The organism is Acinetobacter sp. LipI_23 (assembly GCF_058243045.1).
This window is the reverse complement of the sequence record NZ_JBZAYJ010000001.1, coordinates 2,646,583-2,671,870: the sequence shown is the minus strand read 5'-3', so window position 1 is coordinate 2,671,870 and position 25,288 is coordinate 2,646,583. Positions and strand designations below refer to the sequence as shown.

At 39.9% G+C, this 25,288-nt stretch carries 20 protein-coding genes and 1 pseudogene; 12 read left to right on the top strand and 9 right to left on the bottom strand.

Annotated features, from left to right (window positions below):
- Nucleotides 1–196: 196 nt before the first annotated feature.
- The gene (locus AC4CVD_RS13155) at nucleotides 197–1,234 is read right to left on the bottom strand and encodes an AAA family ATPase (RefSeq protein ID WP_490753524.1); all 1,038 of its coding nucleotides are present in this window, start codon (nucleotides 1,232–1,234) and stop codon (nucleotides 197–199) included.
- Nucleotides 1,235–1,411: 177 nt separating this feature from the next.
- On the opposite strand from AC4CVD_RS13155, the gene AC4CVD_RS13150 reads away from it, so the two are divergent.
- Entirely contained in the window at nucleotides 1,412–1,735 is a 324-nt protein-coding gene (locus AC4CVD_RS13150; protein ID WP_326942925.1) for a helix-turn-helix domain-containing protein, read from the top strand.
- A 37-nt stretch (nucleotides 1,736–1,772) separates the two neighbouring features.
- A pseudogene (locus AC4CVD_RS13145) lies at nucleotides 1,773–2,165 on the top strand (transposase family protein); the annotation flags it as partial.
- Between the two features lie 12 nt (nucleotides 2,166–2,177).
- Here the strand turns inward: AC4CVD_RS13145 and AC4CVD_RS13140 are convergent.
- Both AC4CVD_RS13140 and AC4CVD_RS13135 read right to left on the bottom strand, forming a co-directional pair.
- The gene (locus AC4CVD_RS13140; RefSeq protein ID WP_490753270.1) at nucleotides 2,178–3,431 is read right to left on the bottom strand and encodes an AAA family ATPase; all 1,254 of its coding nucleotides are present in this window, start codon (nucleotides 3,429–3,431) and stop codon (nucleotides 2,178–2,180) included.
- 358 nt (nucleotides 3,432–3,789) lie between these two features.
- Nucleotides 3,790–4,272 carry a hypothetical protein gene (locus AC4CVD_RS13135; RefSeq protein ID WP_490753269.1) on the bottom strand — a complete coding sequence of 161 codons (483 nt, stop codon included), beginning with the start codon at nucleotides 4,270–4,272 and terminating at the stop codon, nucleotides 3,790–3,792.
- Nucleotides 4,273–4,346: 74 nt separating this feature from the next.
- Here AC4CVD_RS13135 and AC4CVD_RS13130 point away from each other — a divergent pair, with 74 nt between their 5' ends.
- Nucleotides 4,347–4,583, top strand: coding sequence for a helix-turn-helix domain-containing protein (locus AC4CVD_RS13130; protein WP_490753268.1), 237 nt, complete (start codon nucleotides 4,347–4,349; stop codon nucleotides 4,581–4,583).
- Between the two features lie 3 nt (nucleotides 4,584–4,586).
- On the opposite strand, the gene AC4CVD_RS13125 is transcribed toward AC4CVD_RS13130, so the two are convergent.
- The 5 genes from AC4CVD_RS13125 to AC4CVD_RS13105 form a co-directional block, all read right to left on the bottom strand.
- Nucleotides 4,587–5,003 (bottom strand): hypothetical protein, encoded by a 417-nt coding sequence (locus AC4CVD_RS13125; protein WP_490753267.1) that lies wholly within the window; start codon nucleotides 5,001–5,003, stop codon nucleotides 4,587–4,589.
- Nucleotides 5,004–5,036: 33 nt separating this feature from the next.
- Complete coding sequence (locus AC4CVD_RS13120) at nucleotides 5,037–7,097, bottom strand: hypothetical protein (protein WP_490753266.1); 2,061 nt, start codon at nucleotides 7,095–7,097, stop codon at nucleotides 5,037–5,039.
- Nucleotides 7,097–8,500, bottom strand: a complete 1,404-nt coding sequence (locus tag AC4CVD_RS13115) for a tyrosine-type recombinase/integrase (protein ID WP_490753265.1) — start codon at nucleotides 8,498–8,500, stop codon at nucleotides 7,097–7,099. Before AC4CVD_RS13115 ends, AC4CVD_RS13120 begins: the two co-directional genes overlap by 1 nt.
- On the bottom strand, nucleotides 8,490–9,740 hold the full coding sequence (locus tag AC4CVD_RS13110) for a tyrosine-type recombinase/integrase (protein WP_490753264.1): 1,251 nt from the start codon (nucleotides 9,738–9,740) through the stop codon (nucleotides 8,490–8,492). The genes AC4CVD_RS13115 and AC4CVD_RS13110 overlap by 11 nt, the downstream gene beginning before the upstream one ends.
- 134 nt (nucleotides 9,741–9,874) lie before the next feature.
- Nucleotides 9,875–12,706: a ribonucleoside-diphosphate reductase subunit alpha gene (locus tag AC4CVD_RS13105; RefSeq protein WP_004695373.1), complete on the bottom strand. Its 2,832-nt coding sequence runs from the start codon at nucleotides 12,704–12,706 to the stop codon at nucleotides 9,875–9,877.
- A gap of 595 nt (nucleotides 12,707–13,301) precedes the next feature.
- Here AC4CVD_RS13105 and bfmR point away from each other — a divergent pair.
- Nucleotides 13,302–14,018 (top strand): response regulator transcription factor BfmR, encoded by a 717-nt coding sequence (gene bfmR / locus AC4CVD_RS13100; protein WP_004695375.1) that lies wholly within the window; start codon nucleotides 13,302–13,304, stop codon nucleotides 14,016–14,018.
- Nucleotides 14,019–14,054: 36 nt separating this feature from the next.
- On the top strand, nucleotides 14,055–15,719 hold the full coding sequence (gene bfmS, locus AC4CVD_RS13095) for a sensor histidine kinase BfmS (protein ID WP_087012641.1): 1,665 nt from the start codon (nucleotides 14,055–14,057) through the stop codon (nucleotides 15,717–15,719).
- 55 nt (nucleotides 15,720–15,774) lie between these two features.
- On the opposite strand, the gene AC4CVD_RS13090 is transcribed toward bfmS, so the two are convergent.
- Entirely contained in the window at nucleotides 15,775–16,131 is a 357-nt protein-coding gene (locus AC4CVD_RS13090) for a hypothetical protein (RefSeq protein ID WP_114837119.1), read from the bottom strand.
- Between the two features lie 491 nt (nucleotides 16,132–16,622).
- Here AC4CVD_RS13090 and ndhC point away from each other — a divergent pair, with 491 nt between their 5' ends.
- From ndhC to nuoH, 7 genes are all read left to right on the top strand, one after another.
- Entirely contained in the window at nucleotides 16,623–17,171 is a 549-nt protein-coding gene (gene ndhC, locus AC4CVD_RS13085; protein ID WP_078426485.1) for an NADH-quinone oxidoreductase subunit A, read from the top strand.
- A 6-nt stretch (nucleotides 17,172–17,177) separates the two neighbouring features.
- A complete protein-coding gene (locus AC4CVD_RS13080; protein ID WP_004695382.1) occupies nucleotides 17,178–17,855 on the top strand; it encodes a NuoB/complex I 20 kDa subunit family protein in 678 nt (225 codons plus the stop codon).
- Nucleotides 17,856–17,943: 88 nt separating this feature from the next.
- A complete protein-coding gene (nuoC, locus tag AC4CVD_RS13075) occupies nucleotides 17,944–19,731 on the top strand; it encodes an NADH-quinone oxidoreductase subunit C/D (protein WP_490753263.1) in 1,788 nt (595 codons plus the stop codon).
- Nucleotides 19,732–19,745: 14 nt separating this feature from the next.
- The gene (gene nuoE, locus AC4CVD_RS13070) at nucleotides 19,746–20,255 is read left to right on the top strand and encodes an NADH-quinone oxidoreductase subunit NuoE (protein ID WP_004982912.1); all 510 of its coding nucleotides are present in this window, start codon (nucleotides 19,746–19,748) and stop codon (nucleotides 20,253–20,255) included.
- Entirely contained in the window at nucleotides 20,252–21,583 is a 1,332-nt protein-coding gene (nuoF, locus tag AC4CVD_RS13065; protein ID WP_078389994.1) for an NADH-quinone oxidoreductase subunit NuoF, read from the top strand. The genes nuoE and nuoF overlap by 4 nt, the downstream gene beginning before the upstream one ends.
- 11 nt (nucleotides 21,584–21,594) lie before the next feature.
- On the top strand, nucleotides 21,595–24,276 hold the full coding sequence (gene nuoG / locus AC4CVD_RS13060) for an NADH-quinone oxidoreductase subunit NuoG (protein WP_094148763.1): 2,682 nt from the start codon (nucleotides 21,595–21,597) through the stop codon (nucleotides 24,274–24,276).
- A gap of 3 nt (nucleotides 24,277–24,279) precedes the next feature.
- Entirely contained in the window at nucleotides 24,280–25,287 is a 1,008-nt protein-coding gene (nuoH, locus tag AC4CVD_RS13055; RefSeq protein ID WP_004695391.1) for an NADH-quinone oxidoreductase subunit NuoH, read from the top strand.
- The last annotated feature ends 1 nt before the right edge of the window (nucleotide 25,288 follow it).

Genomic DNA, 25,288 nt, shown 5'->3' with positions numbered 1-25,288 from the left:
GGATAGAGGATATTCTATAAAAGTATAAGCATCATTGTAATTTTTATATCTAAAACAAAAGGATATAAATATTAGGTTATATAAAATATTGCACAAATTGTAACATTTGAAAGTTTGGGCTCTATAATGAAGAGCCCAATACTAATCAATGATTTACATTAAGATTAACATAGATAGGTATTTGTATCAGATAAAACTAAACTATACCTGCATGAACGATTTTAATTGCTCGTTCTACAAAACTTAGTAGCTCACCATCTATTACTTCAACCTGATCGGCAGCTGGGTTTGTATCATGATGAAATTGACTCGCGTAGCGATTTATTTCATTCAATTCATTGGTAATATTTTGGGCGTGAACAAGAGGACATGGATGTTGGGCATTGTTTATCTGATTAACTACTTCACCGAATAAATGGCCTGAATTAATACGTCCAGGAAACCTTCTATGTAAATAGCCTTCAAGCATTGGTCTAATTGTTCTTGCTACTTCCATACTACTTTGAACATTACCACTCATATAGTCATTTAATAGCCTGTGGCTTTTGAAATATGCACTTTCACATTCATGATCAATGTTTATATCTCCAAAATCGCTATAACGATTAGCAACTGATTTTAATCTAATAAACTTAATATTATTAGGTCCATTAGTGCGAAGAATATCATCACGTAAGTTTCTCAAGAAATGAACATCATGGGCAATAATTACTAGTTGTATACAGCTATCATGTAATCTTTTTAAAACTGTTCGGGTTTGTTGCTTCCTATTTAAGTCAAAACTACACATAGGGTCATCAATAATGATGATTTTGTTGGATAAATCAGAGTCCGACTCTGTTAATGCAACGAAAAAAGCAAATGCTAAAGTTCTCTTATCACCTTCGCTTAATGCAGTTTTAAAGTCTGGAATACCACCACTTAAAGCAACATTTGTTCCACGCATTTCAAGGGAATAGTCACTTCTCAAACCACTGCGATAGTTGAAGTCAATATGAGGGATGAAAAATTGAGCCCCAAAACCTCGCAAAAGTTCGTTAATACGCTCTCTATAACTGTCTAGAGTTGTCCGCATAACCTGATTTAACACATCTTTTTTGGTTTGTTTTTTAGTTTGTGCAACAATTTCATTTTGTTGACTTATACTAAGTTGATTAAATAGGTCAACAACATCAGGTCTAAAGCGAATTTTAGCAAAATTTAATTCTGTAATCTGTTGCTCTAGCTGCTCGATATTTAAATTAGACTTCCGTCATAAATCAAAAAACGTACAATTTATTTGATCTTAAATTAATCAGCAAAATTATTTAATTCAAGGGATAATCCTTGGATGAAATTCAAAGATATTCAAAAATTATCAGACGTTAAGTTTCGTAGGCTTACCGGTGTTAGTTGGGCTACATTTAACCTCATGTTGGCCGAGCTAAATAAGCATTTACCTGGTCATATTGGTAAAGGACGACCGCATAAATTACCGTTGGAAGATCGTTTGCTCTTATGTATAGAATATTGGAGAGAATATCGAACATTTTTCCATCTTGGTATGAGTTACGGTGTATCTGAAACGAGTGCAATTCGTATCACACGTGTTATTGAAGATACCTTAATCGGTTCTGGAAAATTTAACTTGCCAAAACAACTTCCTAATCGAGATGAAGTGGATTGGGAAGTTGTTGTGATTGATGCAACTGAAATATTAGTTCAACGTCCAAAAAAAACAGAAGAAATGGTATAGCGGTAAAAAAAAGCGACATACCTTTAAATTTCAGCTATCTATGCACTATACAACAGGTGAAATACTGAGTGTATGTGGAAGTCATGGAAGCATGCATGATTTTAAAATATTTAAAAAAAGCATGAGGAAATTAAAATTTAAGCCCTTTTTTATCGTTGATAAGGGGTATTTAGGGATAAAGAAATTGGGTTTTGGATGCCTCATGCCATCTAAAGCAAAGAAAACTGAAAAACTAGATTCTGAATTAAAAAAGTTAAATAGAGAGATTGGTCGTAGACGAATTCAAGTAGAGCATGTATTTGGAAGGATGAAATGTTTTAAGATTTTATCTTGTGTATATAGAAATCGTCGTAAAAGATTAAACCTGCGGTTTAATTTACTTGCTGGCATATACAATTTAGATTGGGTGAAAGATAAACAATTAAATTGATTGAAAAATGATTTATGAAGGAAGTCTATTAATTAAGCTTTGTTTATATTGCATAATTTGTTGTAGAGCATTCTCAATAATGTTATTGCATGATTGAGTAATGTTAATGATTATTTGCCACTCATCATCAAGTTTTTTTAACTGCTCAACGGTGCTAACCGCTTCTAATAAATTACTTTCTTTGTCCTGTTTTAATGTTTCTAATATATGTCGAATATTTGAAAGAGCTCTGCGAGCTTCTTCTTCATTAAAAGCTGGGCGAGTGACTTCTAGATGCTGTTGCCAACTATCAATAGTAGCATTGGCTGCTTCAAATTGGGACTTCAAGCTACCGATAATACTATCCGAGCAGGCGTTGTTTATTAGTTTTTCAAGCTGTGCTACATCTGATTTTAACCGCTTATATTCTAGATTGAAGTAGCTTCGGTATGCTTGAATAAGCTCGACATCTTTTAAGGATTGATCACAGAACGGGCAATTTTCTGACTCAAGATAGTGCTGTCCATTGCTTATCCATGCCTCTAACCCATTTTTCTTATTGTTGTGCAGATGAGCTTTAACTTGATGTTCAGCGGTTAGGTCAATATTAGTATATGAAATTCCCATTATTGCAATAATAGGGTCAACGCTAATGCTTGGATATTGTAATAATTGGGGTAATGCTTTGGCTTGAATCAATCCAATATCACGTGCTTCGATAATTTTTCTATTTAGTGTATTAAGTTTATCATCCGCATCAATTACTTCTAGGATCTTTCTAAACTCGACTAAAGTCTTTCCCTGATGTGCGACAGCTAATTGCCTGGTTATGTCACGAATGATCGCTGTAGCCTCTCTGAGCTCTTGATCAGCTTGATCATATTCTTGCTGAGCAACTACTGCATTTTCACCTATGGCAAATTTTAATAGGTTTTTTCTTTGGTCAGTAGAGACTTGACCTCCAGCATAAACATTCTGTTCTACAAAATCAGAGTCAAAAATAACAAGGTTAGGTCGAGATATGTCCCAACTTCCATTTTGAAATTTGGATCTCTCGCCATTTGAAAACTGAATATCAACTTCTTGGTCATTAGTACCATCAATAGTACGACGTTGGACTACTAATGCAGGGTTATTCGTACTACACGATCTGAGCAATGAGGCTAGGGTAGACTTACCTCTTCCATTATCGGCATATATAAAAGTTGCCTTTTGAAATTTGTAACGTCGACCATCAGCATCGTGCAGTAATCCAACCCCTTTAATTCTGTGTATTTTTTCTAGCATCTTTTATTTGCCTTGCTTCATTGTAGTTATCGAATAGTGAATTTTGCATAGTATATCGACTATTATTAGTTGATTAAATTTTATATGATAAAATTTAAAAATATTTTTATTTCATATGCTTACTTTCAATGGTACTTTTTATAAGCAAAAAAAAATGATTCACCATAACGCTAATCTAGGGAGTTAGAGAGTGCAATAAATAAATTACTATTCTATTGAATCGCTTGTTGATGCAAATAGTAATAGAGCGGGATAGCTTGATAGTTAAGTACCGAATATCGCACTTAACTATCAATTTTGTATAGATAGGTGCGATATTCGGTACTGACCATATAGAATTTTTCTTACCTTCTAGGTCTCAAATAACTCCTTTCAACTCATTTAAAACATTGATTTCTGCAATGAGTTTTTCTCTTTCACTAGATTTTTTGATAATGATTTTATGAATTTTATCTTTCATTGACGGATATATATTCATTTTATCTCTATAAAGTTCAAGTTCAACTTCAATATTTAGCTTCGCTTGAGTTGCACTCAATTGGTCTTTGATTAATTGTATTCTTAGATTTTCTCTACTCATTTCTTGAAGTAGAGAAAGCGGTGCATTTTTTAATCCGTTATAGCTGTATCTAAAGACAGTTAAATTTCGATTAACTGAGATATACCTGAACAGTACAAGTGTCTGTACAAAATGATAGATAGCTCCATAAAATTTTTGAGATTTGTATTGAGGGTAGTGCAGAATAAAGTTATTTCTTATCTGCTTAAACTGATAATTTTCAAATACACATGTACAGAAAAATTTTGCTAGATGTTGTCTTAGGCTGCTGTATTGCGTCATTGGGAGTAAAGTCTTAGAAATAAATAAAATATCCTATTTTGGGATATTTTCGTTGATAGTTCAACATTGTGAGTATGAGTTCAATACATGATGTACGCTATCAAAAGCTTATTCTAAATTTAATACAAATACGTGAGTCTAAAGATATGACTCAGGTAGAGCTTTCGATCATTTTGAAAAAGCCACAATCCTATATAGCAAAAGTAGAAAATCTTGATAGGCGACTTGATGTTATTGAACTCTTTGATTGGTTAGGAGCTTTAAATTCTTCTCTTTCTCAGGTGTTGGCTAATACAGATCTCAGTATGTGATGCTTAGCGAAAATTTTTCCTAGCATTTGTTGGAATAGGTCTGTTTAGGTCCTCTATTGTTAGCCCTTTATTTGTTGCATTAGTTGACCATACTACAAACTTTTCAGTAAGCAGATTATTTTCATTTTCAAGTCTTTTAATTGTTGCTTCTAGCTTTTCAATTTTTTCTAAAGCTGTTTGTAATCCATGATTGCCGTAGCTTTTTTCTGTATTTCTATCTGGATTTTCTTCCCATCGTCTTTTATCCCAAGCATTTTTGAACCTTGTATGTCTTAATAACGCTGCTTTTGTATATTTGTGTCCGAGATCTAATTCGAGTAATGCTAAATAGCGAGACCATGTTAATTTACCAGTCCATCCATCTAAAAGCTTGAGAGCGATTTCTATTCTTTCATTCGTAAGTCTTGGTGAAGTTGCCATATTTTATCCTTGAGTAAGTTAATGGGACTGAACTTATTGTTCTAATTCCCTTACTGAATATGCAAAACCGACTTTAGTCTGATGCTGTTTAGTTGAATCGGCTAATGTAAACATAGTATGGTCAGGGATAGATTTATCCTCTAAAAAAGCTTTAATGTTCTGCCAGCGCTCATATTTAGGTTCGTTTAGCTCAATCCACTTCCTTGCACCTGGATGACCATCTATTTCTGCTTGTTTGGCATCTTCAAGTGCTTTTGAAAGCAACTGAACTTGATGATTGGCCTCATTTAAATGTTTAATATTACCTTTCATTACTGAGAATTCACTACAATTACCACAATCTTTGTCTTTAGGGCATGGGGTGAGCGAGTAATCATGTCTACAGATGCCATATTGGGTGATATGAATGGATCCTAGTTCAATTTTTAAAGCCTCCTCATAGCTGATTGGGTTAAGGTGGGTGATTTTTTTTATTTTTTCATCTAGATAGCCTACTTGTGCAATTCTTTGAGCTTTATTCTCTAGATTTGTAAATGCCTCAATATAAGCATCTTGAGTTAGGTGGTTATAAACATCATTTTGTTTAATACTTTTCCTACCTGACCAAAACGCAATGAGTTCCTGTGGAAGAGCTTTTAATTGTGCCAAAGTATTGAGCAAGTGCCTAAACTGATGGGTAGTGATATACATGTTTTTTTTATCACCACTGTCGGTGTTCAGAAACTTATGATTTCTTGTAAAAATTGTTATACCACCTGGATTGCTTCCTAATTGTTTATTAATTTGATTAATATCAATAGGCTCAGGAACATTATAAAGAGTATCAGCTGTAGGGCTTAGTACATTTTTAGGTAGCACAAATAGTGATTCATGCCAAAATTGTTGTGTAGAACCATTTAATATTGGAAAGGTTTTAGGGAGTTTTGAAATGATAAATTTTTCAAGTTCTTCAAAACCATATAGGTTTACCCATGAGCTTTCTGGATTAAATATCCTTCCTTTATCTGAGGTTTTTCCTATACTTTTTGAAAAACCATATCTAAAAGCATGACATCCTTTTATTGAATTTGCTTTTCCTAAAATTTGTGCAACTTCCCAAAGGGTAATAGGTTGATTTCTGAGGTGTGATAGATGCTCTGGTAGATATAGGCTCTGAGGGTTTTCGCTGTACCATTTTGCTACTATACGTGCAGAAGCCCCAAGGTCTGTTAAGAAGTCAATTGAACTTGATGCTATTTCATCCCATTCAGGACTAATACTAAATTTAGTGATAGGATCACCGCCTTTCGATGGAATCCATCGTAATCCCATAATTTCTTGCTCGTCCTGAGATGCGAATGTCTTGCAATCTGTAGGTAGTGTTAGTATTTCAGTTCCTCTATTTGGTGCAAACATGGCTAGGGAAACAAAAGATGTAACGATTTTATCTGGGATATGATCACTCGAATAATGAATATCTGCGAGTGCTATAATTTCCTCTAAATGTGGAAGTTTAGATTTATTTTGGTTGATATGTTCTTTTTGTGTGCGATCACTTCTGGTAGGTGCTGTGTACTTGATGCTTGTTGACCAAAGGTAAATCCCAGTGTTTAGCTTTTTAGAAATAATAATGTTATTAATTATGTTCTCTAAATTTTTGGCAACATTCCAAGGGTCTTTAAATCTTGTTAGAAGATAGCTTTCAGCTAAATTTAGAGTTTCAATATTTATTTCGGTTACGCAAATTTCACGGTTTTGTTGATGTAATGCATGTTCTAATGCTTGGAATGCGTAGATTATACGCTTATATTCTAGTAATTTTTTAGCCAACATAATTTCGCAAAATACTGCTTTTGCAAAATCAATAAGTGGTTTAGAGATAGGAATATCAATAGATGTTTTGTTTTCAGAGTTGTCCAAGTAAGATCTGAAATATACTTTTTTTAATTTGTGATTTTTAATCTTTGCCTTTAAAAAGTTTGTAATGTCCCAAATAGAATCAGACCACGGATTATCAGGGAAAATAAAATTAGTTTGATATTTTGAAATATATGCATTTAAATTTTTCTTAGCTTCTAATTTTCTAGATTCATTAAAGTCTATAACTGACTGCATTAGGTGTTTGTCTCCTCAATGAGCGACATAATTTCTTTTACTGCTTGAATAGCTTGGGTGGAAATGTCTTTTATTCGTTCTTCTTGTTCTTTAGCCTGGTCATCTAGTAGATGATTGAGAAGGCTACCCCAAGGAGCATCAACTAAAGGTTCAAAATAAGGGCAAGTCAAACATGAAATGGGGGCATTTTGATAGCATCTGGCTTGTGTGCCACAGGAGCCTATATTTTTTCCTGCTAAGCGAAAGAAATCGGCAATCGCAGAGTTTTTGAATTTTGCATCATCAAGAGAGGGGATGATTTTTCCTTTGAACGCATGAGCAAAATAACTCATTTCTTCTTCCAAAGCTTCTTGTATTGGTTTCTGTAACTCAGGCATTGAAGCTCGATAATACTGAATACAGCTTAAAGAACGATGGGTAAGTAATCGTGCAACTTCATGGTCTGAAGCACCATTTGCCAATGCTCTAGTTGCAAGGGTATATCTAAAGCGATATGCATTAACAGGAATCTTTCCCTCTAATCTTGTGGAATACGTATCTAATTTTTTAAAAATATTTTGTATTCTTGTACTGATTTCAGTGGGGTTTAGATCAAAAAGAGAAATATCAGTATCTCTATGCACAGATCGGGAAATATATTTAATAAGACAATCCGCTAATATTGTTGGGGATTTTCTCAAGAAAAAACCCTGATCAATTATTCCTTCACCTTTTGCTAATGGCATTTTGATCATCGCATCATTCTGGATGATATTTATATCGTTAAACTTTAATCTTGATATTTGGACAGGTCTTGCACCTGTTGCAATAAAAAACCATGCAAGGGTGTAATCAAACTGACTGATTTTTTTTTGGCTGAAGGCTGAGTTTAAATTATCATGCAAGTTTTCAAGTTCTTGAGTTGTAAATACTCCCTTTTCAGGGTCATTCACAATTAATTTGAAATAGGCAGGATTTCGTTCTTCCCAAATTGTTGGATTATTTAAAAAGTCCTTAACTTCATCATCTACTAGGTTTGGGAAATTTAACGACAGTTTTCTTAATATCGGTAAAATGAATGCTGGGTAAGAAAATTGAATTTTTTGTAACAATTGCAATTTCGTAAAATCAATTGAATTCGAGTATTTAAAATCTGGCAGCAGAGTCCAAGCATCAAATGCATGAAGAATTGTCGATATATATTTGATGGAGTGGGTTGATAGCATATCTGTAATGATATTTGCTAAAGCTTGATCCAAAGGTAATTTTTTTACAAATATTCCAAATTTTAAATTTATTTTTAGCTGATCATGATTTGTTATGCTATATGTTGAAAATAAAGGAACTTTTACTGTTCGACCATCTAGTAAAATTATTTGGCGTTCTGTAGGGAAATTAGAAACTGTAAGGGTGCTATTGTACATTATTCTCTCCTTTGTTTTGCGCAATTGAGTTTGCTAGTAGTTCACCCAATTCATCCGCTTTTTCTCTGATAGATCGCCTACTATATCTATTACTCATTTCAGAAATTGAACTCCAACCCATTAGTCTATTTCTAATTTGCTTTTCTTGTTCTTGGGTAGGCTTTTGATCTGGTGGAAGGCTATCAATGAGTATACTTAGATTATCATTCCACGTTCTCCTCATAGTATGAGGTGTAATACATGTTGAAATATTTGCTTGTTTTTGTAATGTCCTAAAAATTAAATTGATCGCATCATTGGACAAGTGTTGGCCTGTTTCTGTTGTGAATAGATAACCATGTTTTCTATCTTTGACAGGCACTTTAGATAAATGCCGTGTTATGAATTGATGGAAATATTCGCAAGCATTTGATGAGCATTTAACTGTACGTTCTTTTGTTTTGGAAACACGAATATGAATTTGGTGTGTTCTAAATTCTACATCTTCAATTTTTAAGAATCTGAGTTCGTTTCGTCTCATCCCAGTGCTTAAAAAAATCTCATATATTAATTGATTGCGATGTCTAAGAAATTCACTTCTAAAAGGATTATCTGGATTAGTGGGTCTTACTATGTCTATAAGAGCTTTTTGTTCTGATTGGCTTAACCCTTCGAGTATATCCTGATCGCCTGAGTTTCTTACTTTGGGGGCAAGTGTAAAAAAGTAGTTTAAGTTTTTCTGAAATCTATCGAAATTATCTTTGATAAAACGGTGTTTTGATCTCTGCAGTAAAAATTTTAAATAATGAAAAACAGCTTTAATACGAAAGGCACCTTCTGCTGCAGATATTGAGGTGTTTTCTATTTGGGATTGAGAAGGCATATAAATTATGTTCTCAACTCTTTTTGCTATTTGTTTTGGGGTTAAAGGGGGGGAGTTTATATTTTGTAGTAGAAGTTCATCTTGTTTAGTCCTTTTTAATCTCAGGAAAAAAGCTAAATCTTGAAGTTGTTCAATTGTCAGAAAATTAGAAGTTAAAATTGAATTTTCTAAATCAATTTTTTCAATAGAAGCCCATAAATGAGCCATACCAATACAGTAAAGAATTTTCTCAGTTGTTCTGGCTTGACGTCCCAAAGTTCTAAACTTCGTCATGGCATAAATATTGGGATGAAAGAGAGGTATTCCTTCTTCATCAATGAGGACAACCATGGGTTGATCATCACTTGCTATAAAGCTTTTTATGCTACGTTTTATCATTAATGTATACGTTTTCTAATTATCACAATCCTTAAAGGTATTAAATATAAAAATATACCCCTTGTAAAGAGCTTAAGTGTAAGATTTACAAGAGGTATATCTTAGTTGTGTATACTATTTAAAGTATATCACTGTCACTGACAAGCCTCACAGTCTGGATTGTCAATTGAACATGCCATTGGCACTGGAGCGGCTTGACCGAAGCCTTCATCTTCAGCAACCACTTCTGGTTTAACTTCCTGAGCAACTGCTGCAACAGGCGCTGCCGTTACAGTTGCAGGTTTTACTGCATTCAATGCACCAGTGTTAATGGTTGATTTCTCAGCAGAAGTTGCACCTAAAGCTCGGAGGTAATACGTTGTTTTCAGACCACGTAACCAAGCCATTTTATAGGTCAAATCCAGTTTCTTACCGTTTGCACCAGAGATGTAAAGGTTTAAAGACTGCGCTTGATCGATCCATTTTTGACGACGTGATGCAGCATCCACAATCCAGCGTGGCTCAACTTCAAATGCCGTCGCGAAGATTGCTTTAAGCTCTTCAGGAATACGAGAAATCTTCTGAACTGAACCTTCAAAGTGTTTCAGATCATTCACCATCACAGAGTCCCACAGACCACGGTCTTTCAAGGCACGTACTAGGTACGGGTTGATTACTGTGAATTCACCTGATAGGTTCGATTTTACATATAAGTTTTGGAATGTAGGCTCAATCGACTGAGACACACCACAAATGTTTGAAATGGTTGCAGTCGGTGCAATGGCCATCACGTTCGAGTTACGCATACCGTCTTTTTGAACTTTGGCACGTAAAGTGTCCCAGTCTAAACGTTGAGTGCGGTCAACTTCAAACATACGCTCAGGGCGTGTTTTAGCAACAAGGTCTAGCGAGTCAATTGGCAGGATGCCTTGATCCCACAGTGAACCTTTGAATGTCTCATAAGTACCACGTTCAACAGCCAAATCACTTGATGTTGAAATTGCGTAGTAGCTGATCACTTCCATCGATTCATCAGCGAAGTCTACTGCTGCATCAGAGCCATAAGCGAGTTGCATTTCATACAGCGCATCTTGGAAGCCCATGATACCCATACCCACTGGGCGGTGTTTCAAGTTCGAGTTTTTCGCTTGTGGCACAGCATAGTAGTTAATGTCGATCACGTTATCGAGCATACGAACCGCTGTTTTTACGGTACGTGCAAGCTTTTCACGGTCTAACACACCACCTTGAACGTGTTGTACAAGGTTGATCGAACCTAAGTTACATACCGCAATTTCATCTTTGCTTGTGTTTAATGTGATTTCTGTACACAAGTTAGAAGAGTGAACTACGCCAACGTGTTGTTGTGGTGAACGTAAGTTACATACGTCTTTGAATGTGATCCACGGGTGACCAGTTTCAAACAACATCGACAGCATTTTGCGCCACAAATCTTTTGCACGGATTTTCTTGTGCAACATGTTTGTTTCTTTCGCAATCGCTTCATAGTGTGCATAACGCTCAGCGAATTCTGCACCCATTAAGTCGTGTAGATCTGGTGTTTCAGATGGCGTGAACAGGGTCCATTCAGCATCTTCAAAAACACGTTGCATAAATAAGTCAGGAACCCAGTTCGCGGTGTTCATGTCATGCGTACGGCGACGGTCATCACCAGTATTTTTACGTAGCTCTAGGAACTCTTCGATGTCCAAGTGCCAAGTTTCAAGGTATGCACAGACTGCACCTTTACGCTTACCACCTTGGTTTACTGCAACAGCAGTATCGTTCGCCACTTTAAGGAATGGAACAACACCCTGAGACTTACCGTTTGTACCTTTGATATACGAGTTCAAGGCACGAACTGGCGTCCAGTCATTACCTAAACCGCCTGCCCATTTAGATAGCATTGCGTTATCACGCATCGCGCCATAAATGTCATACAGGTCATCATCAATCGTCGTTAAATAACAGCTAGACAACTGTGGACGTAGCGTACCTGAGTTAAACAGGGTAGGCGTAGACGCCATATAGTCAAAGCTAGACAATAGGTTGTAGAACTCGATTGCACGTTCTTCACGGTTTGCTTCGTTGAGTGAAAGACCCATCGAAACACGCATAAAGAATAATTGTGGCAATTCGAAACGCACGCCATCTGAGTGGATGAAGTAACGGTCAAATAATGTTTGTAGACCTAAGTACGTAAATTGGTTTGAGCGTTCTGGTTGAATCGCTGCGGCCAATTTTGCAAGGTCAAAGTTAAGAAGCTCTGGTGAAAGTAGGTCTAGCTCAATACCTTTCTTCAGGAAAGTTTCTAAAGCATCGCCTTCAGCTGTGTCTTCAGACAAGCCAAGGAAAGTTAAACCTGTTGCGACCAATTCATCACGAAGTAGGCGAGCCGTCACGTAGGTATAGTTTGGTTCTTGTTCGATACGTGTACGTGTTGCCATCATCATCGTGGTTGCGATGTCAGACGCTTTTACACCGTTGTAAAGGTTTTTGATGGTTTCATCGATGATTGCTTGAACATTGATGCCTTCTAAACCTTCAGCCGCTTTTGTTACAGTCGCTTCAAGCTTACGCATGTCAAGCGGTTGAAGCTGACCATTGGCGTCAGTGATTTGTAAGGTTGGGTGATGGTTTTCACCTGCTTGTTTACGTGCATCAGCACGTTGATCGCGGTAGATGACATACGCACGAGCAACTTTCTGTTCACCTGTACGCATCAGCGCAAGTTCAACTTGGTCTTGGATTTCTTCGATGTGAATTGTACCGCCAGAAGGTAGGCGGCGACTGAACGTATTTAATACCATCTCGGTAAGTTGAGAAATACGATCGTGGATGCGGCTTGAGTCAGCACTTTGTTGGCCTTCAACAGCCAAAAATGCCTTACCAATGGCAACAGAGATTTTTTCTGCGTCAAAGCTGGCAACATCTCCAGTGCGTTTAATCACCTGAATTTGACCAGGGGTTGAATTCGATACGCTCATGCTAGCATAGCTCCATTTTGTCATCTATTTTTATGTCTATGGACCGTTTGAACTGGGCAATTTTTATGCCACAGTGTTTGAGGTTTAAACACAAGACCTAGTGGTTTAAAAATTAATTGAACACAAGATACGGGAAAATTCAGGGTAGATCAATATTGACATTTTATTAAATATTTTGATCGATCTGGTCTCGAAAAGATCTCAAAAAGATCCCTTTTTTATGATTCTTGTATTAAGCCTTATTAGACAAGGCGATAGCATAACAAAGCTCGGTTTAAGTGCTTATAGATAACATTGTGGATAAGTTCAAAACAGACGAATGAGTGAGTTATAAACTGTTCAAACAGTGACTTGGTGTGAAAAATCGCCATTTTGTAAAGAAACGTTTCTTTTGCTTTGGTTGGATATACAGCAAACGCGAGAAAGCGCTCATTTGGAGGCTAAAAAAATGTATAACAAAATGCTACTTTGATGTATCAGTTTGGTGAACAAGATCTTGTTTACAATGTAAACGTGTGTATATTGCAAAATATATCAGAGCGTATCCCTTGGATTTTAAAGGATACGTTAAGTTGTCAAAATAAAGGGGCACTCCATGAGCCAAGAAGAAAAGTTACCAAAAATTTTAATCGTAGAAGACGATGAGCGCCTAGCTCGCTTAACTCAAGAGTACCTGATCCGTAATGGTCTTGAGGTTGGGGTAGAACCCGATGGTAACCGTGCCATTCGCCGTATTATTGCAGAACAACCCGATATGGTGGTGTTGGATGTGATGCTTCCAGGTGCAGATGGTTTAACCATTTGCCGTGAAGTTCGTCCACATTATCATCAACCGATTTTGATGTTGACTGCACGTACCGAAGATATGGATCAAGTGCTTGGTCTAGAAATGGGTGCAGATGACTATGTGGCAAAACCAGTTCAGCCCCGTGTTTTACTTGCACGTATTCGTGCCTTATTACGTCGTACTGACAAAGCACCTGAAGATGAAGTTGCACAGCGTATCGAATTTGATGATCTGGTGATCGATAACGGTGGTCGTTCAGTGACTTTAAATGGTGAGTTGGTTGACTTTACCAGCGCTGAATATGATTTATTGTGGTTGTTGGCTTCAAATGCAGGCCGCATTCTTTCTCGCGAAGACATTTTCGAACGCTTACGTGGTATCGAATATGACGGTCAAGACCGTTCAATTGATGTGCGTATTTCGCGTATTCGTCCAAAAATTGGTGATGATCCTGAAAATCCAAAACGTATTAAAACGGTACGTAGTAAAGGCTACTTATTTGTAAAAGAAACCAATGGTCTTTAAGCCGTTTATTTGATTCGTTAAAACGGGACATTTTTAGTGTTCAAACACAGTATATTCTTGCGTATCTATGCTGGGCTGGTAGTGCTGGTCGCTATTGTTGCCCTCATGGGATATTTGCTTGTACAAATTATTAACTATCAGCGAGTGCAAGAATATCGCGAGTCTTTGACGGACGGGATTTCCTTTATTATTAGTGAAGGTGTATCCCGTCAGACCAATGCACAGCAAAAAGCAGACTGGATTTCAGATGCTTCAGATTTGCTTGAACTGCCGATTAATATGATCCCTGCTGATAAGGTGGATTTGAGTCGTGCAGAATTAAAGCGGATCAGTGAGCGTAAAGCCGCTGTGCGTTATGATGCGCAAACACAAGTGGCGTACCTGATCATTGGTCTAAAAGATGATCCGAATCATTTACTGTATATTAAAGTAGATAAAATTGGTGAGCTGCAAATGAAAGCACTCCCGATTTTTATCCTAGATTATTTGGTGTATTACCCAGGTCAAGAAGAAGAGTACTTGGAAAAAGTACAGAAACATTTCTCTTATCCTGTGCAAATTGAAGAAGTACAAAATCTGGCTTTAGAGTCGGAGCAGATTGGTCGTTTGCGTTTAGATCATAGCGTGATCTTATATCGTGATAGTGCTTCTGTGCGTGGCACCACCATTTCTATTGTGTCTCCACCTTTACCAAGTTCACCGAGCAAGGTTTTGGTATTGGGGCCTGTGCCTATTTTCAACTGGATGCCGTTTCAGCTCGCAGCAGGGATTACCTTGCTGAGCCTGTTTGTACTCAGTTTGGGGGTGTATGGCTTGCTTGTACCGATGCAGCGTAAACTGCGTGAGGTCAATTACGGTTTAAACCGTATGAAAGCAGGTGATATGACCCTACGTTTGCCTGTCGACGGCACGGATGAAATGGCCAGTCTAGCAAATAGCTATAACAGCATGTCAGACCATATTCAGCGACTCATCGAGGCGCAGCGTGAGCTGATGCGTGCGGTGTCTCATGAGCTTCGTACGCCTGTTGCTCGGATTCGTTTTGGTATGGAAATGTTGGCTGAAGAAGATGATTATGAATACCGTCTTCAGCAAGTCGATATGATTGATAAAGACATTGAGGCTTTAAATACCTTAATTGATGAAATCATGACCTACGCCAAGTTGGAGCAGGGTACACCATCACTCGATATTGAAAATATTGTATTGTTTGAAGTCTTGGATCAGGTGGTGGTTGAGACGGAAGCACTAAAAACCCAGAAAGAAATTCATTTAAATGCCCCTCCTTTAACCTTAAAGGTTGAAGCTGAACGTCGTTATTTACACCGCGTGGTGCAGAACTTGGTTGGTAATGCGGTTCGTTATGGCGACCATCAAGTGCTGGTTAGTGGTGGTATTAATGACAGCGGTATGGCCTATGTTTGTGTTGAAGATGATGGGCCAGGTATTCCAGAAGACGAGCGAGAGCGCGTTTTTGAAGCCTTTGCACGTTTGGATGATAGCCGGACTCGAGCATCGGGTGGCTATGGTTTGGGTTTGTCGATTGTGAGCCGAATTGCCTATTGGTTTGGTGGTAGCGTTAAAGTGGATCAGAGTCCAAGTCTCGGTGGTGCACGTTTTACCATGACATGGCCGGCACATCGCTTTAGTAAGTCTAAAAAGAAGTATAGTGTTAAAGATAATACAGACTCAAAAAACTAAGCATTGAAAATAAAAAAGCACCGAATTTCGGTGCTTTTTTATTTTTTATGCTGACTTATTCTTGGATGCTGGCATCGGGAGAAATAATCTGTTTGCCTTGTTTTAGGCTTTCAAGTGCATCTGGATTAAAGTCAATCAATAATGAGTTGTTTTGGGTGTCTATGCCATAACGGCTAATGAGCTTTTGATCACCATTAATCGTTTCAATTTTATATTCATCCACAATATTCATAATGCCATCAAGGTTGGTGGTGGCTGAAGCTTTGTCTTGGCGAAAAAGTTCATAAATGTCGCGTAAATCAAAGATGGCATTATTGGCATCGGGGTGTTTACGAACATAAGTTTCAACATGGCGAATAAGCAACTGGGCAAATAAAAAATAGTTAGGTTTATGGGTGAATTCCAGACTCATGTGGTGCTCCTTATTCTTTGTTGTTGGTTGTCTATATCAATAGCATAAGAAAAAGCCAAGTGCATTAATTGATTGGAGTGATTTGCAAAAAAATACAAAAAATATGAGTGACTTAATCTACTTTTGTACTTTTAAAATAAGCAAAATGCTGCGGTTGCTGAGCTGAGTTTTTTAAACCGCTGATTGTGTGATTGTTATTGGAATGAGGCTGAAAAATGCTTTATAGGCTTGGTTTGAATGTCAAAATTTGGAAAAATAATAGAATAGTAGTGTTTTATTAGATAAAGCGATTGGTTTCGAAATAAAAGGGCCTTCATCGAAAAAATCTCAAAAAACGAAGAGAAATCATCCTAAAGACGAAGGTCTATAAGCTAGCAACTTACGTCAGCAATCGGGTACAATTGGCGGGATTAATTTTGTGTTTGGTGTATTTGAAGGCCAATACATGCATTCTTTGTTAATAAATTAGGCCTGCCAGGAGTTATCCCCGCATGAGTGCCATTACTCCATACGAATGGGCAATTATTGCCTTCGTGATCGGCGTTACATTTCTTTGCGTCTTTATGCTCACAGTTCCTTTACTCCTTGGGGGTAAGTCATGGGGCCGTGCGAAGCAAGAGCAATTTGAGTCAGGTGTGGTAGGTGCTGGTGGAGCACGCATCCGCTTGTCTGCTAAATTCTATTTAGTTGCAATTTTCTTTGTAGTCTTCGACCTAGAAGCACTTTATCTTTACGCATGGGCAACATCGGTTCGTGAAGTCGGTTGGTTTGGTTTTACCACTGTGGTGATTTTTGTTGTCGACTTATTGATTGCTTTGATTTACGCAATTTCTGTCGGTGCTTTAAATTGGGCACCTGTAGATCGTCGCAAATCAGCCGGTATACCACTGAAAATTGGTTCGCCAAATATGAATCTTGCAGAAATCACTCGCTTTAATTCAATTGAAGAGTTGGTTATGGACCCTACAGGTCAAATCCCAGCTCAATCATCTGGTCGTGTGAAAGATAAGTCACCGGCTAAATCGTCTGATAAGGAGTAACTCGGGATGAAATATACATTAACCCGTGCGAATCCGGATGCTGATCAATATCCACTTCAAGAGCGTCAAATCGTAACGGATCCGCTTGAAGAAGAAGTGAATAAAAATGTGTTCATGACTCGTTTAGAGGACGTGGCACATACAGCAGTGAACTGGGGTCGTAAGAACTCAGTTTGGCCGTTTAACTTTGGTACATCTTGCTGCTACGTAGAGTATGCAACGACTTTAACTGGCGTGCATGACTTGTCGCGTTTCGGTGCCGAAGTAATCCGTGCTTCACCTCGTCAGGCTGACTTGATGATTGTTGCGGGTACGTGTTTTGTAAAAATGGCACCTGTAATTCAGCGTTTGTACGAGCAAATGCTTGAGCCTAAATGGGTCATCTCAATGGGCGCCTGTGCAAACTCAGGTGGTATGTACGACATTTATTCAGTTGTGCAAGGTGTGGATAAAATCATTCCTGTGGATGTGTACATTCCGGGTTGCCCACCCCGTCCAGAAGCATTAATCCAAGCATTAATGTTGTTACAAGACCAAATTCAATTAGAGCGCCGTCCACTTTCTGCCGTGATTGGTGATGATCTTAAGCCAGTGTATAAGCCAAAGATGATGCCAGAGCGTGACCGTAAGAATGCTGAACGTATTGCAGTGAAAAACTTACGCTCTATGGATGAAATTAAATAATTTAAACGGCAGTTGTTTTGATGCACCCGGTCTGGGTGTAGTTGTCGTTTAGGTTGAATGAATTTGTATTAAATAGGAAGCCAAGCCAATGGCTGAAACTGAAAACGCTATGCCAGAGTCAGCGCAAGTTGATTCACGCCCAGCATTTGCAATTGTAGAAGAGCTCAAAACCAAATTTGGCGAGAACTTCTATGTGCAAACGACTTTTGAAGACTTTCCAACAGTCTGGGTTGAGCGCGCGCGCGTACAAGAAGTTTTAATGTTCTTGCGTACAGTGTCACGTCCATACGTGATGTTGTTTGACTTGTCTGCGGTAGATGAACGTTTACGTACACACCGCGACGGTTTGCCTGCGTCTGACTTTACTGTGTTCTATCACTTATTATCGCTTGAGCGTAATAGTGATATTCGTATCAAAGTTGCATTGAATGAAAATGATGTAAATCTTCCAACTGCAACCAACATTTGGCCAAATGCCAATTGGTACGAACGTGAAGCTTACGATATGTTCGGGATCAATTTCGAAGGGCATCCAATGCTCCGTCGTATTTTGTTGCCAACCTATTGGGAAGGTCACCCACTTCGTAAAGAATACTCTGCACGTGCCACTGAATATACGCCGTATATGCAGAACCAAGCAAAGCAGGATTACGAACAGGAACACCTTCGTTTCGTACCTGAAGATTGGGGTATGAAGCGCGGTAATGACGACGAAGACTTCATGTTCTTGAACTTAGGTCCGAACCACCCATCTGCGCACGGTGCTTTCCGTATCATTTTGCAGTTGGATGGTGAAGAAGTGAAAGACTGTGTGCCTGATATCGGCTATCACCACCGTGGTGTGGAAAAAATGGCTGAGCGTCAAACTTGGCATTCATTCATTCCTTATACCGACCGTGTGGACTACTTAGGTGGTTGTGCGCAAAACATGCCTTACGTACTTGGCGTAGAGCAAATGGCAGGCATTACTGTTCCTGACCGTGCACAATGTATCCGTGTCATGATGTCTGAATTGTTCCGTATCAATAACCACTTATTGTTCATCGGTACTGCAATTCAAGATGCCGGCGGTATGACACCCGTCTTCTACATGTTTGCGGATCGTCAAAAAATCTATGACGCAATTGAAGCGATCACAGGTTACCGTATGCACCCAGCATGGTTCCGTATTGGTGGTACAGCGCATGACTTGCCAAATAACTGGCAGCATCTGATTCGTGAAATCCTTGATTGGATGCCGAAGCGTATGAATGAATACTATACAGCAGCATTGAAAAACTCAGTGTTCATTGGTCGTACCCGTAATGTTGCTCAGTACGATGCAAAATCTGCATTGGCTTGGGGTGTAACAGGTACTGGTCTACGTGCAACAGGTATTGATTTTGACGTACGTAAATATCGTCCTTATAGCGGTTATGAAAACTACGACTTTGATGTGCCATTAGAGTACGAAGGCGATGCTTACGCACGTGTATTGGTACACTTCCGTGAAATCGAAGAGTCATTGAAAATCATCAAACAATGTCTAGATAACATGCCATCTGGTCCATATAAAGCAGACCATCCATTGGCTGTTCCACCACCAAAAGACAAGACATTACAAGATATTGAAACCTTGATTACGCACTTCTTAAGCGTGTCTTGGGGTCCTGTAATGCCTGCAGGTGAAGCATCTGTAATGGCGGAAGTGGTCAAAGGTGCGTCGAACTACTACTTGACCTCAGATAAGTCAACGATGAGTTATCGTACCCGTATTCGTACACCGACTTTCACGCATTTACAGCAAATGCCTTCTGTGATTAACGGCAGTCTGGTATCTGACTTGATCATTTATTTAGCGACAATTGACGTCGTTATGGCTGACGTGGATCGCTAAGGGGTAAACGCATTATGATGATTTTGACTGATAAAAAGCCACGCGTGAATGTTGAAGGGATTTTGACTGCGGACGAAATCCACGAAATTGAACATCACATTGGTCACTATCCGTACCCACGTGCAGCATCTTTGGATGCTTTGAAGTGTGTACAACGCCGTAATGGCTGGGTAGATGACGCGCAGCTAAACGCCATTGCTCAGTTATTGACAATCAGTGTTGCTGATTTGGAAGGTGTTGCAACTTTCTATAACCGTATTTACCGTCAACCCGTGGGTCGTAACGTCATTTTACTTTGTGACTCGATCGCGTGCTTCTTGATGGGTGCGGAAACTTTAGCAGAAGCTTTTCAGCGCGAGTTAGGCATTCAGTTTGGTCAAACGACTGCTGATGGTCGTTTTACTTTGCTGCCGATTTGCTGCTTAGGTAACTGTGACAAAGGCCCAACCTTAATGGTGAATGAAGACACTCACGGTTTGGTTGAAGTTTCTTCAGTGAAACAGTTGTTGGAGAAGTATGTATGAATACCGAACCAAAACCAATTTATGGCGAAGGTAACCCAGAAACGCATCCATTAACTTGGCGTTTAAGTAAACAAGAGCACGTTCGTAATGCAGATGATTACGAAGCGCTTGAAGGTTACGCGGGTCTGAAAAAAGCAATCACCATGCCGCCGAAAGATGTGCTTGAAGTGATTAAAGCTGCGACTGTAAAAGGCCGTGGTGGTGCAGGCTTCCCAGCAGGGATCAAATGGTCTTTAATGGCGCCAAATGACAACTCAGGTCCACGTTACTTGATTTGTAATGCCGATGAGATGGAACCAGGGACCTTTAAAGACCGTTTGTTGATGGAAAAACTTCCTCACCAATTGATCGAAGGGATGTTGATTGCAGCGTATACGCTAGAAGCAACCCATGGCTATATCTTCATTCGTGGCGAGTACATTGAAGCAGCTGCGTACTTAAATGAAGCGCTTGATCAAGTTCGTGCCAAAGGTTACTTGGGTGAAAACATCCTTGGAACTGGCTGGAACTTCGAGTTGCATGTGCACACTGGTGCGGGTCGTTATATCTGTGGTGAAGAAACTGCATTAATCAACTCACTTGAAGGTCGCCGTGCAAACCCACGTACGAAACCGCCATTCCCACAAGTTGCAGGTGCTTGGGGTCGTCCTACCATTGTTAACAACGTAGAGACCTACAATAACTTACCGGCAATCATGTTACGTGGTCCTGAATGGTATATCGGCTTATCTGCGGGTAAATCGAAAGATCCAGGCACAAAAATTTATGGTGCATCTGGCAAGGTGAAATTCCCTGGTCTTTGGGAGCTTCCATTTGGTACAACTGCGCGTGAAGTCATTGAAGACTATGCGGGCGGTATGCGTGATGGCTTGAAGCTTAAAGCATGGTTACCGGGTGGTGCGTCTACAGACTTCTTGGCTGCTGAACACATTGATCTACCGATGGATGCTGAGAGCATCATGAAAGCAGGTTCACGTTTAGGTACGTGTTTGCTGATGGTGGTGGATGAAACGCAATGTATGGTTTCAGCGACTCGTAACTTAGAAGAATTCTTTGCACGTGAGTCATGTGGTTTCTGTACGCCTTGTCGTGATGGTTTACCGTGGGCGGTGAAAGCACTGAAAGCATTGGAAGATGGTACAGGTAAGAAAGAAGATATCGATCACTTACAAGAACTTACTCGTAAGCTTTGGATTGGTAAGACTTTCTGTGCGCATGCTCCAGGTGCAATGGAACCGTTGATGGGTGCACTCAAATATTTCCGTGGCGAGTTTGAAGCAAAAGTAGTGAATGCTGCTGCGCAAACTAGCAACGTAGAACAAGCTTAAGGAATTCGACTATGGCTACAATTCATGTCGATGGCAAATCGTACGAAGTCAATGGCTCAGAGAACTTGCTGCAAGCATGTTTGTCTTTGGGTATTGATATCCCGTACTTTTGTTGGCATCCATCCTTAGGTTCTGTCGGTTCTTGCCGTCAATGTGCCGTGACTCAATACGCGAATCCTGAAGATACGCGTGGCCGTTTAGTCATGTCATGTATGACGCCTGCATCTGACAATACCTACATCTCGATTGAAGACAAAGAAGCGAAAGACTTCCGTGCGTCAATTGTTGAGTTCTTGATGACGAACCACCCACACGACTGTCCAGTCTGTGAAGAAGGTGGGCACTGTCATTTACAAGATATGACAGTGATGACTCAACACGATCGTCGTCGTTACCGTTTCACTAAACGTACACACTACAACCAAGAACTAGGCTCATTTATTTCACACGAAATGAACCGTTGTATTGCATGTTACCGTTGTGTTCGTTACTACAACGACTATGCGGGTGGTACAGACTTTGGTGTGTATGCAAGCGCGTCACGTGTTTACTTTGGTCGTCCTGAGTCAGGTACTTTAGAGTCTGAATTCTCGGGTAACTTGACTGAAGTCTGTCCTACGGGCGTATTCACCGACAAAACTCACTCAGAACGCTATAACCGTAAGTGGGACATGCAGTATGCGCCAAGCGTATGCCAAGGCTGTTCTTCGGGTTGTAACATTTCTCCGGGTGAGCGTTATGGCGAACTTCGTCGTGTCGAAAACCGTTTCAACGGTGAAGTGAACCAATACTTCCTTTGTGATAAAGGTCGTTTTGGTACAGGTTATGTGAACCGTGCAGATCGTCCACGTCAACCGCAGTTCCGTGATGGTGCTGAAGCAACTACAGTTTCTGTAGATCAGGCATTAGATACCGTGATTGCAAATATCCAAGGCAAAAAAGTATTAGGTATTGGTTCTCCACGCGCATCACTTGAGTCGAACTTCGCGCTTCGCGAATTAGTCGGTCAAGAGAACTATTCAACAGGTATGTCTCAAAAAGAGCAAAACTTGGTTGAATTGGCTGCATCGATTATGCAAACCGAAGGTGTATATAACCCCGGTATGCGTGAAATCGAAAGCTATGATGCCGTGCTTATTTTGGGTGAAGACTTAACGCAAACTGCGCCACGTATGGCGTTGTCTGTTCGTCAAGCGGCGAAAAACAAAGCCAAAGAAATGGCTGCAGAACGTCGTACCCAAGACTGGTTAGCAGAACCGCTACAACGTATTGCTCAAGATGCGAAATCACCGATTTTCATCCTCGCTGCAACGCAAACTCGTCTTGCTGATGTTGCTGCAGGTGAAGTGGTTGCTTCTCCAAACGACATCGCTCGTTTAGGTTTTGCCGTTGCTGCTGCTGTGAAAGGTGATGCAATTCTTGGTCTGGCAGATGATGCGAAAGCATTTGCTCAGAACATTGCAGATACACTGAAAGCGGCGAAGAAACCACTGATCATTTCAGGTACAAGTTTACAAGACGCATCCATCATGGAAGCTGCTGCACAAGTTGCGCAAAACCTTGGTGGAAATGCTGGCTTAAGCTTGACGGTTCCTGAAGTGAACTCTATGGGCTTAGCAATCTTCGGTGGTCAAAGTTTAGAACAAGCGTTTGCGCAAGACTATGACACGGTTGTGATCGTTGAAAATGATCTATTCCGTCGTTTGCCAGCGGTACAAGTTGAAGCAGCACTTTCTGGTAAAGACGTGATTGTTTTAGATCACTCTGAAACTGAAACTGTGAAGAAAGCGGATATCGTACTTTCTGCTGCGTCATTTGCTGAAGGCGATGGTACGGTTGTTTCTCAAGAAGGCCGTGCACAACGTTTCTACCAAGTGTATGACCCGAGCTACTACAAACCTGAACTGGCGATCAAAGAATCTTGGCGCTGGTTACATGCCATTGAAACCGGCGTGAAGGGCAAAGCGATTTCTTGGACCTTACTTGATGACGTGATTGAGTCAGTTGCGAAAAATGTACCTGCACTTGCTGCGATTCAAGATGTAGCTCCAGATGCGGGCTTCCGTGTCCATGGTTTGAAAGTTGCGCGTGAACCGCGTCGTTACTCTGGTCGTACCTCTATGCGTGCACCATTGAACGTGCATGAACCGAAACAACCGACAGATATCGACTCTGCATTAACATTCTCTATGGAAGGTTATGTTGGGAACCAGACGCCGTCTCCACTGGTACCATTTGCATGGTCAGCAGGTTGGAACTCACCACAAGCTTGGAACAAATTCCAAGATAACGTGGGTGGTCACTTAAAAGGTGGTGATTCGGGTGTGCGTTTATTCGATCGTTTAGCGAAGCGTCCAGCACGTACTTTCGTTGCTCCAGCGGTTGTGGTTGCAAACCCTGAAAGCTTCCGTCTAGTGCCAATGCATCACATTTTTGCTTCTGGTGAATTTACTGTGAAAACACCTGCAATGGAATCGCGTATTCCTGAAGCGGTCTTTGCAGTGGGTGAGCAAGATGCAACTCGTTTGAATGTTCAAGATGGTCAAAAAATCACTGTGAAATCAGGTGAGACTTCGATCGTACTTCCAGTTCAAGTGATTGATTATTTACCTACAGGTTATATTGGTTATCCAGTTGGTCTTGCACCTACGGTTTCACTTGCTGAGCCTGTATCAGTCGCGGTAGGAGCGTAATTCATGCAACAAGAATTAATCCGTCAAACGCCGCTTTGGGCTGAGAACTGGCCAATTGCCTACTCAGTCATTCAAGCGATTGTGATTTTACTCGTTGTAGTACTCATCGCTGCGTTGATGTCTTTTATTGAGCGTCGTTTACTGGGCTTATGGCAAGACCGTTATGGTCCGAACCGTGTAGGTCCTGGGGGAATGTTCCAGATCGTTGCCGACATGTTGAAAATCATGTTCAAAGAAGACTGGACACCAAAGTTTGCTGACAAATTGACTTTCCGTTTAGCTCCTGCTGTTGCCATGGCAACAGCGGTGATGTCGTTCATGGTTATTCCTGTATCACCATACTTAGGTGTTGCAGACATGAGCATCGGTCTATTGTTCTTTATGGCAATGGCAGGTATTGCAGTCTATGCTGTATTGTTTGGTGGTTGGTCCTCAAACAACAAATATGCATTGCTTGGCGGTCTACGTTCTGCAGCTCAAACCATTTCCTATGAAGTGTTCTTGGGTATTTCATTGATGGGTGTGGTTGCAATTGCAGGCTCATTCAACATGCGTGAAATTGTAGAAGCACAAAAAGATGTATGGTTTGTAATTCCACAGTTCTTAGGTTTCTTAATCTTCGTGGTTGCAGGTGTTGCGGTAACTCACCGTCACCCATTTGACCAACCAGAAGCAGAACAAGAATTGGCGGAAGGTTACCACGTCGAGTACGGCGGTATGAAATGGGGGATGTTCTTCGTTGCGGAATACGTCAACGTAGTTCTGATCTCTGCATTGATCGTAACGCTATTCTTCGGTGGTTGGTTAGCGCCATTTAACATCGATATTCCGTTCATTCCACCAGTATTCTGGTTCATTATCAAAACAGCATTCTTTGTGATGATGTTTGTCTTGGCTCGTGGTTCACTTATGCGTCCGCGTTATGACCAAGTGATGAACTTTGGTTGGAAGATTTGCTTACCATTAGCGTTAGTTAACTTATTAGTTACTGGCGCAGTGATTCTGTGGTAAG

What these genes read in the sequence shown, in the direction of transcription:
- AC4CVD_RS13120 (WP_490753266.1), bottom strand. Translation starts at nt 7,097, where the DNA reads ATGCAGTCAGTTATAGACTTTAATGAATCTAGAAAATTAGAAGCTAAG.
- nuoF (WP_078389994.1), top strand. Translation starts at nt 20,252, where the DNA reads ATGAATACCGAACCAAAACCAATTTATGGCGAAGGTAACCCAGAAACG.
- nuoE (WP_004982912.1), top strand. Translation starts at nt 19,746, where the DNA reads ATGATGATTTTGACTGATAAAAAGCCACGCGTGAATGTTGAAGGGATT.
- ndhC (WP_078426485.1), top strand. Translation starts at nt 16,623, where the DNA reads ATGAGTGCCATTACTCCATACGAATGGGCAATTATTGCCTTCGTGATC.
- AC4CVD_RS13130 (WP_490753268.1), top strand. Translation starts at nt 4,347, where the DNA reads ATGAGTTCAATACATGATGTACGCTATCAAAAGCTTATTCTAAATTTA.
- AC4CVD_RS13140 (WP_490753270.1), bottom strand. Translation starts at nt 3,431, where the DNA reads ATGCTAGAAAAAATACACAGAATTAAAGGGGTTGGATTACTGCACGAT.
- nuoG (WP_094148763.1), top strand. Translation starts at nt 21,595, where the DNA reads ATGGCTACAATTCATGTCGATGGCAAATCGTACGAAGTCAATGGCTCA.
- AC4CVD_RS13115 (WP_490753265.1), bottom strand. Translation starts at nt 8,500, where the DNA reads ATGTACAATAGCACCCTTACAGTTTCTAATTTCCCTACAGAACGCCAA.
- bfmR (WP_004695375.1), top strand. Translation starts at nt 13,302, where the DNA reads ATGAGCCAAGAAGAAAAGTTACCAAAAATTTTAATCGTAGAAGACGAT.
- AC4CVD_RS13125 (WP_490753267.1), bottom strand. Translation starts at nt 5,003, where the DNA reads ATGGCAACTTCACCAAGACTTACGAATGAAAGAATAGAAATCGCTCTC.
- AC4CVD_RS13150 (WP_326942925.1), top strand. Translation starts at nt 1,412, where the DNA reads ATGTTGGCCGAGCTAAATAAGCATTTACCTGGTCATATTGGTAAAGGA.
- AC4CVD_RS13135 (WP_490753269.1), bottom strand. Translation starts at nt 4,272, where the DNA reads ATGACGCAATACAGCAGCCTAAGACAACATCTAGCAAAATTTTTCTGT.
- nuoH (WP_004695391.1), top strand. Translation starts at nt 24,280, where the DNA reads ATGCAACAAGAATTAATCCGTCAAACGCCGCTTTGGGCTGAGAACTGG.
- nuoC (WP_490753263.1), top strand. Translation starts at nt 17,944, where the DNA reads ATGGCTGAAACTGAAAACGCTATGCCAGAGTCAGCGCAAGTTGATTCA.
- AC4CVD_RS13090 (WP_114837119.1), bottom strand. Translation starts at nt 16,131, where the DNA reads ATGAGTCTGGAATTCACCCATAAACCTAACTATTTTTTATTTGCCCAG.
- AC4CVD_RS13105 (WP_004695373.1), bottom strand. Translation starts at nt 12,706, where the DNA reads ATGAGCGTATCGAATTCAACCCCTGGTCAAATTCAGGTGATTAAACGC.
- AC4CVD_RS13110 (WP_490753264.1), bottom strand. Translation starts at nt 9,740, where the DNA reads ATGATAAAACGTAGCATAAAAAGCTTTATAGCAAGTGATGATCAACCC.
- AC4CVD_RS13080 (WP_004695382.1), top strand. Translation starts at nt 17,178, where the DNA reads ATGAAATATACATTAACCCGTGCGAATCCGGATGCTGATCAATATCCA.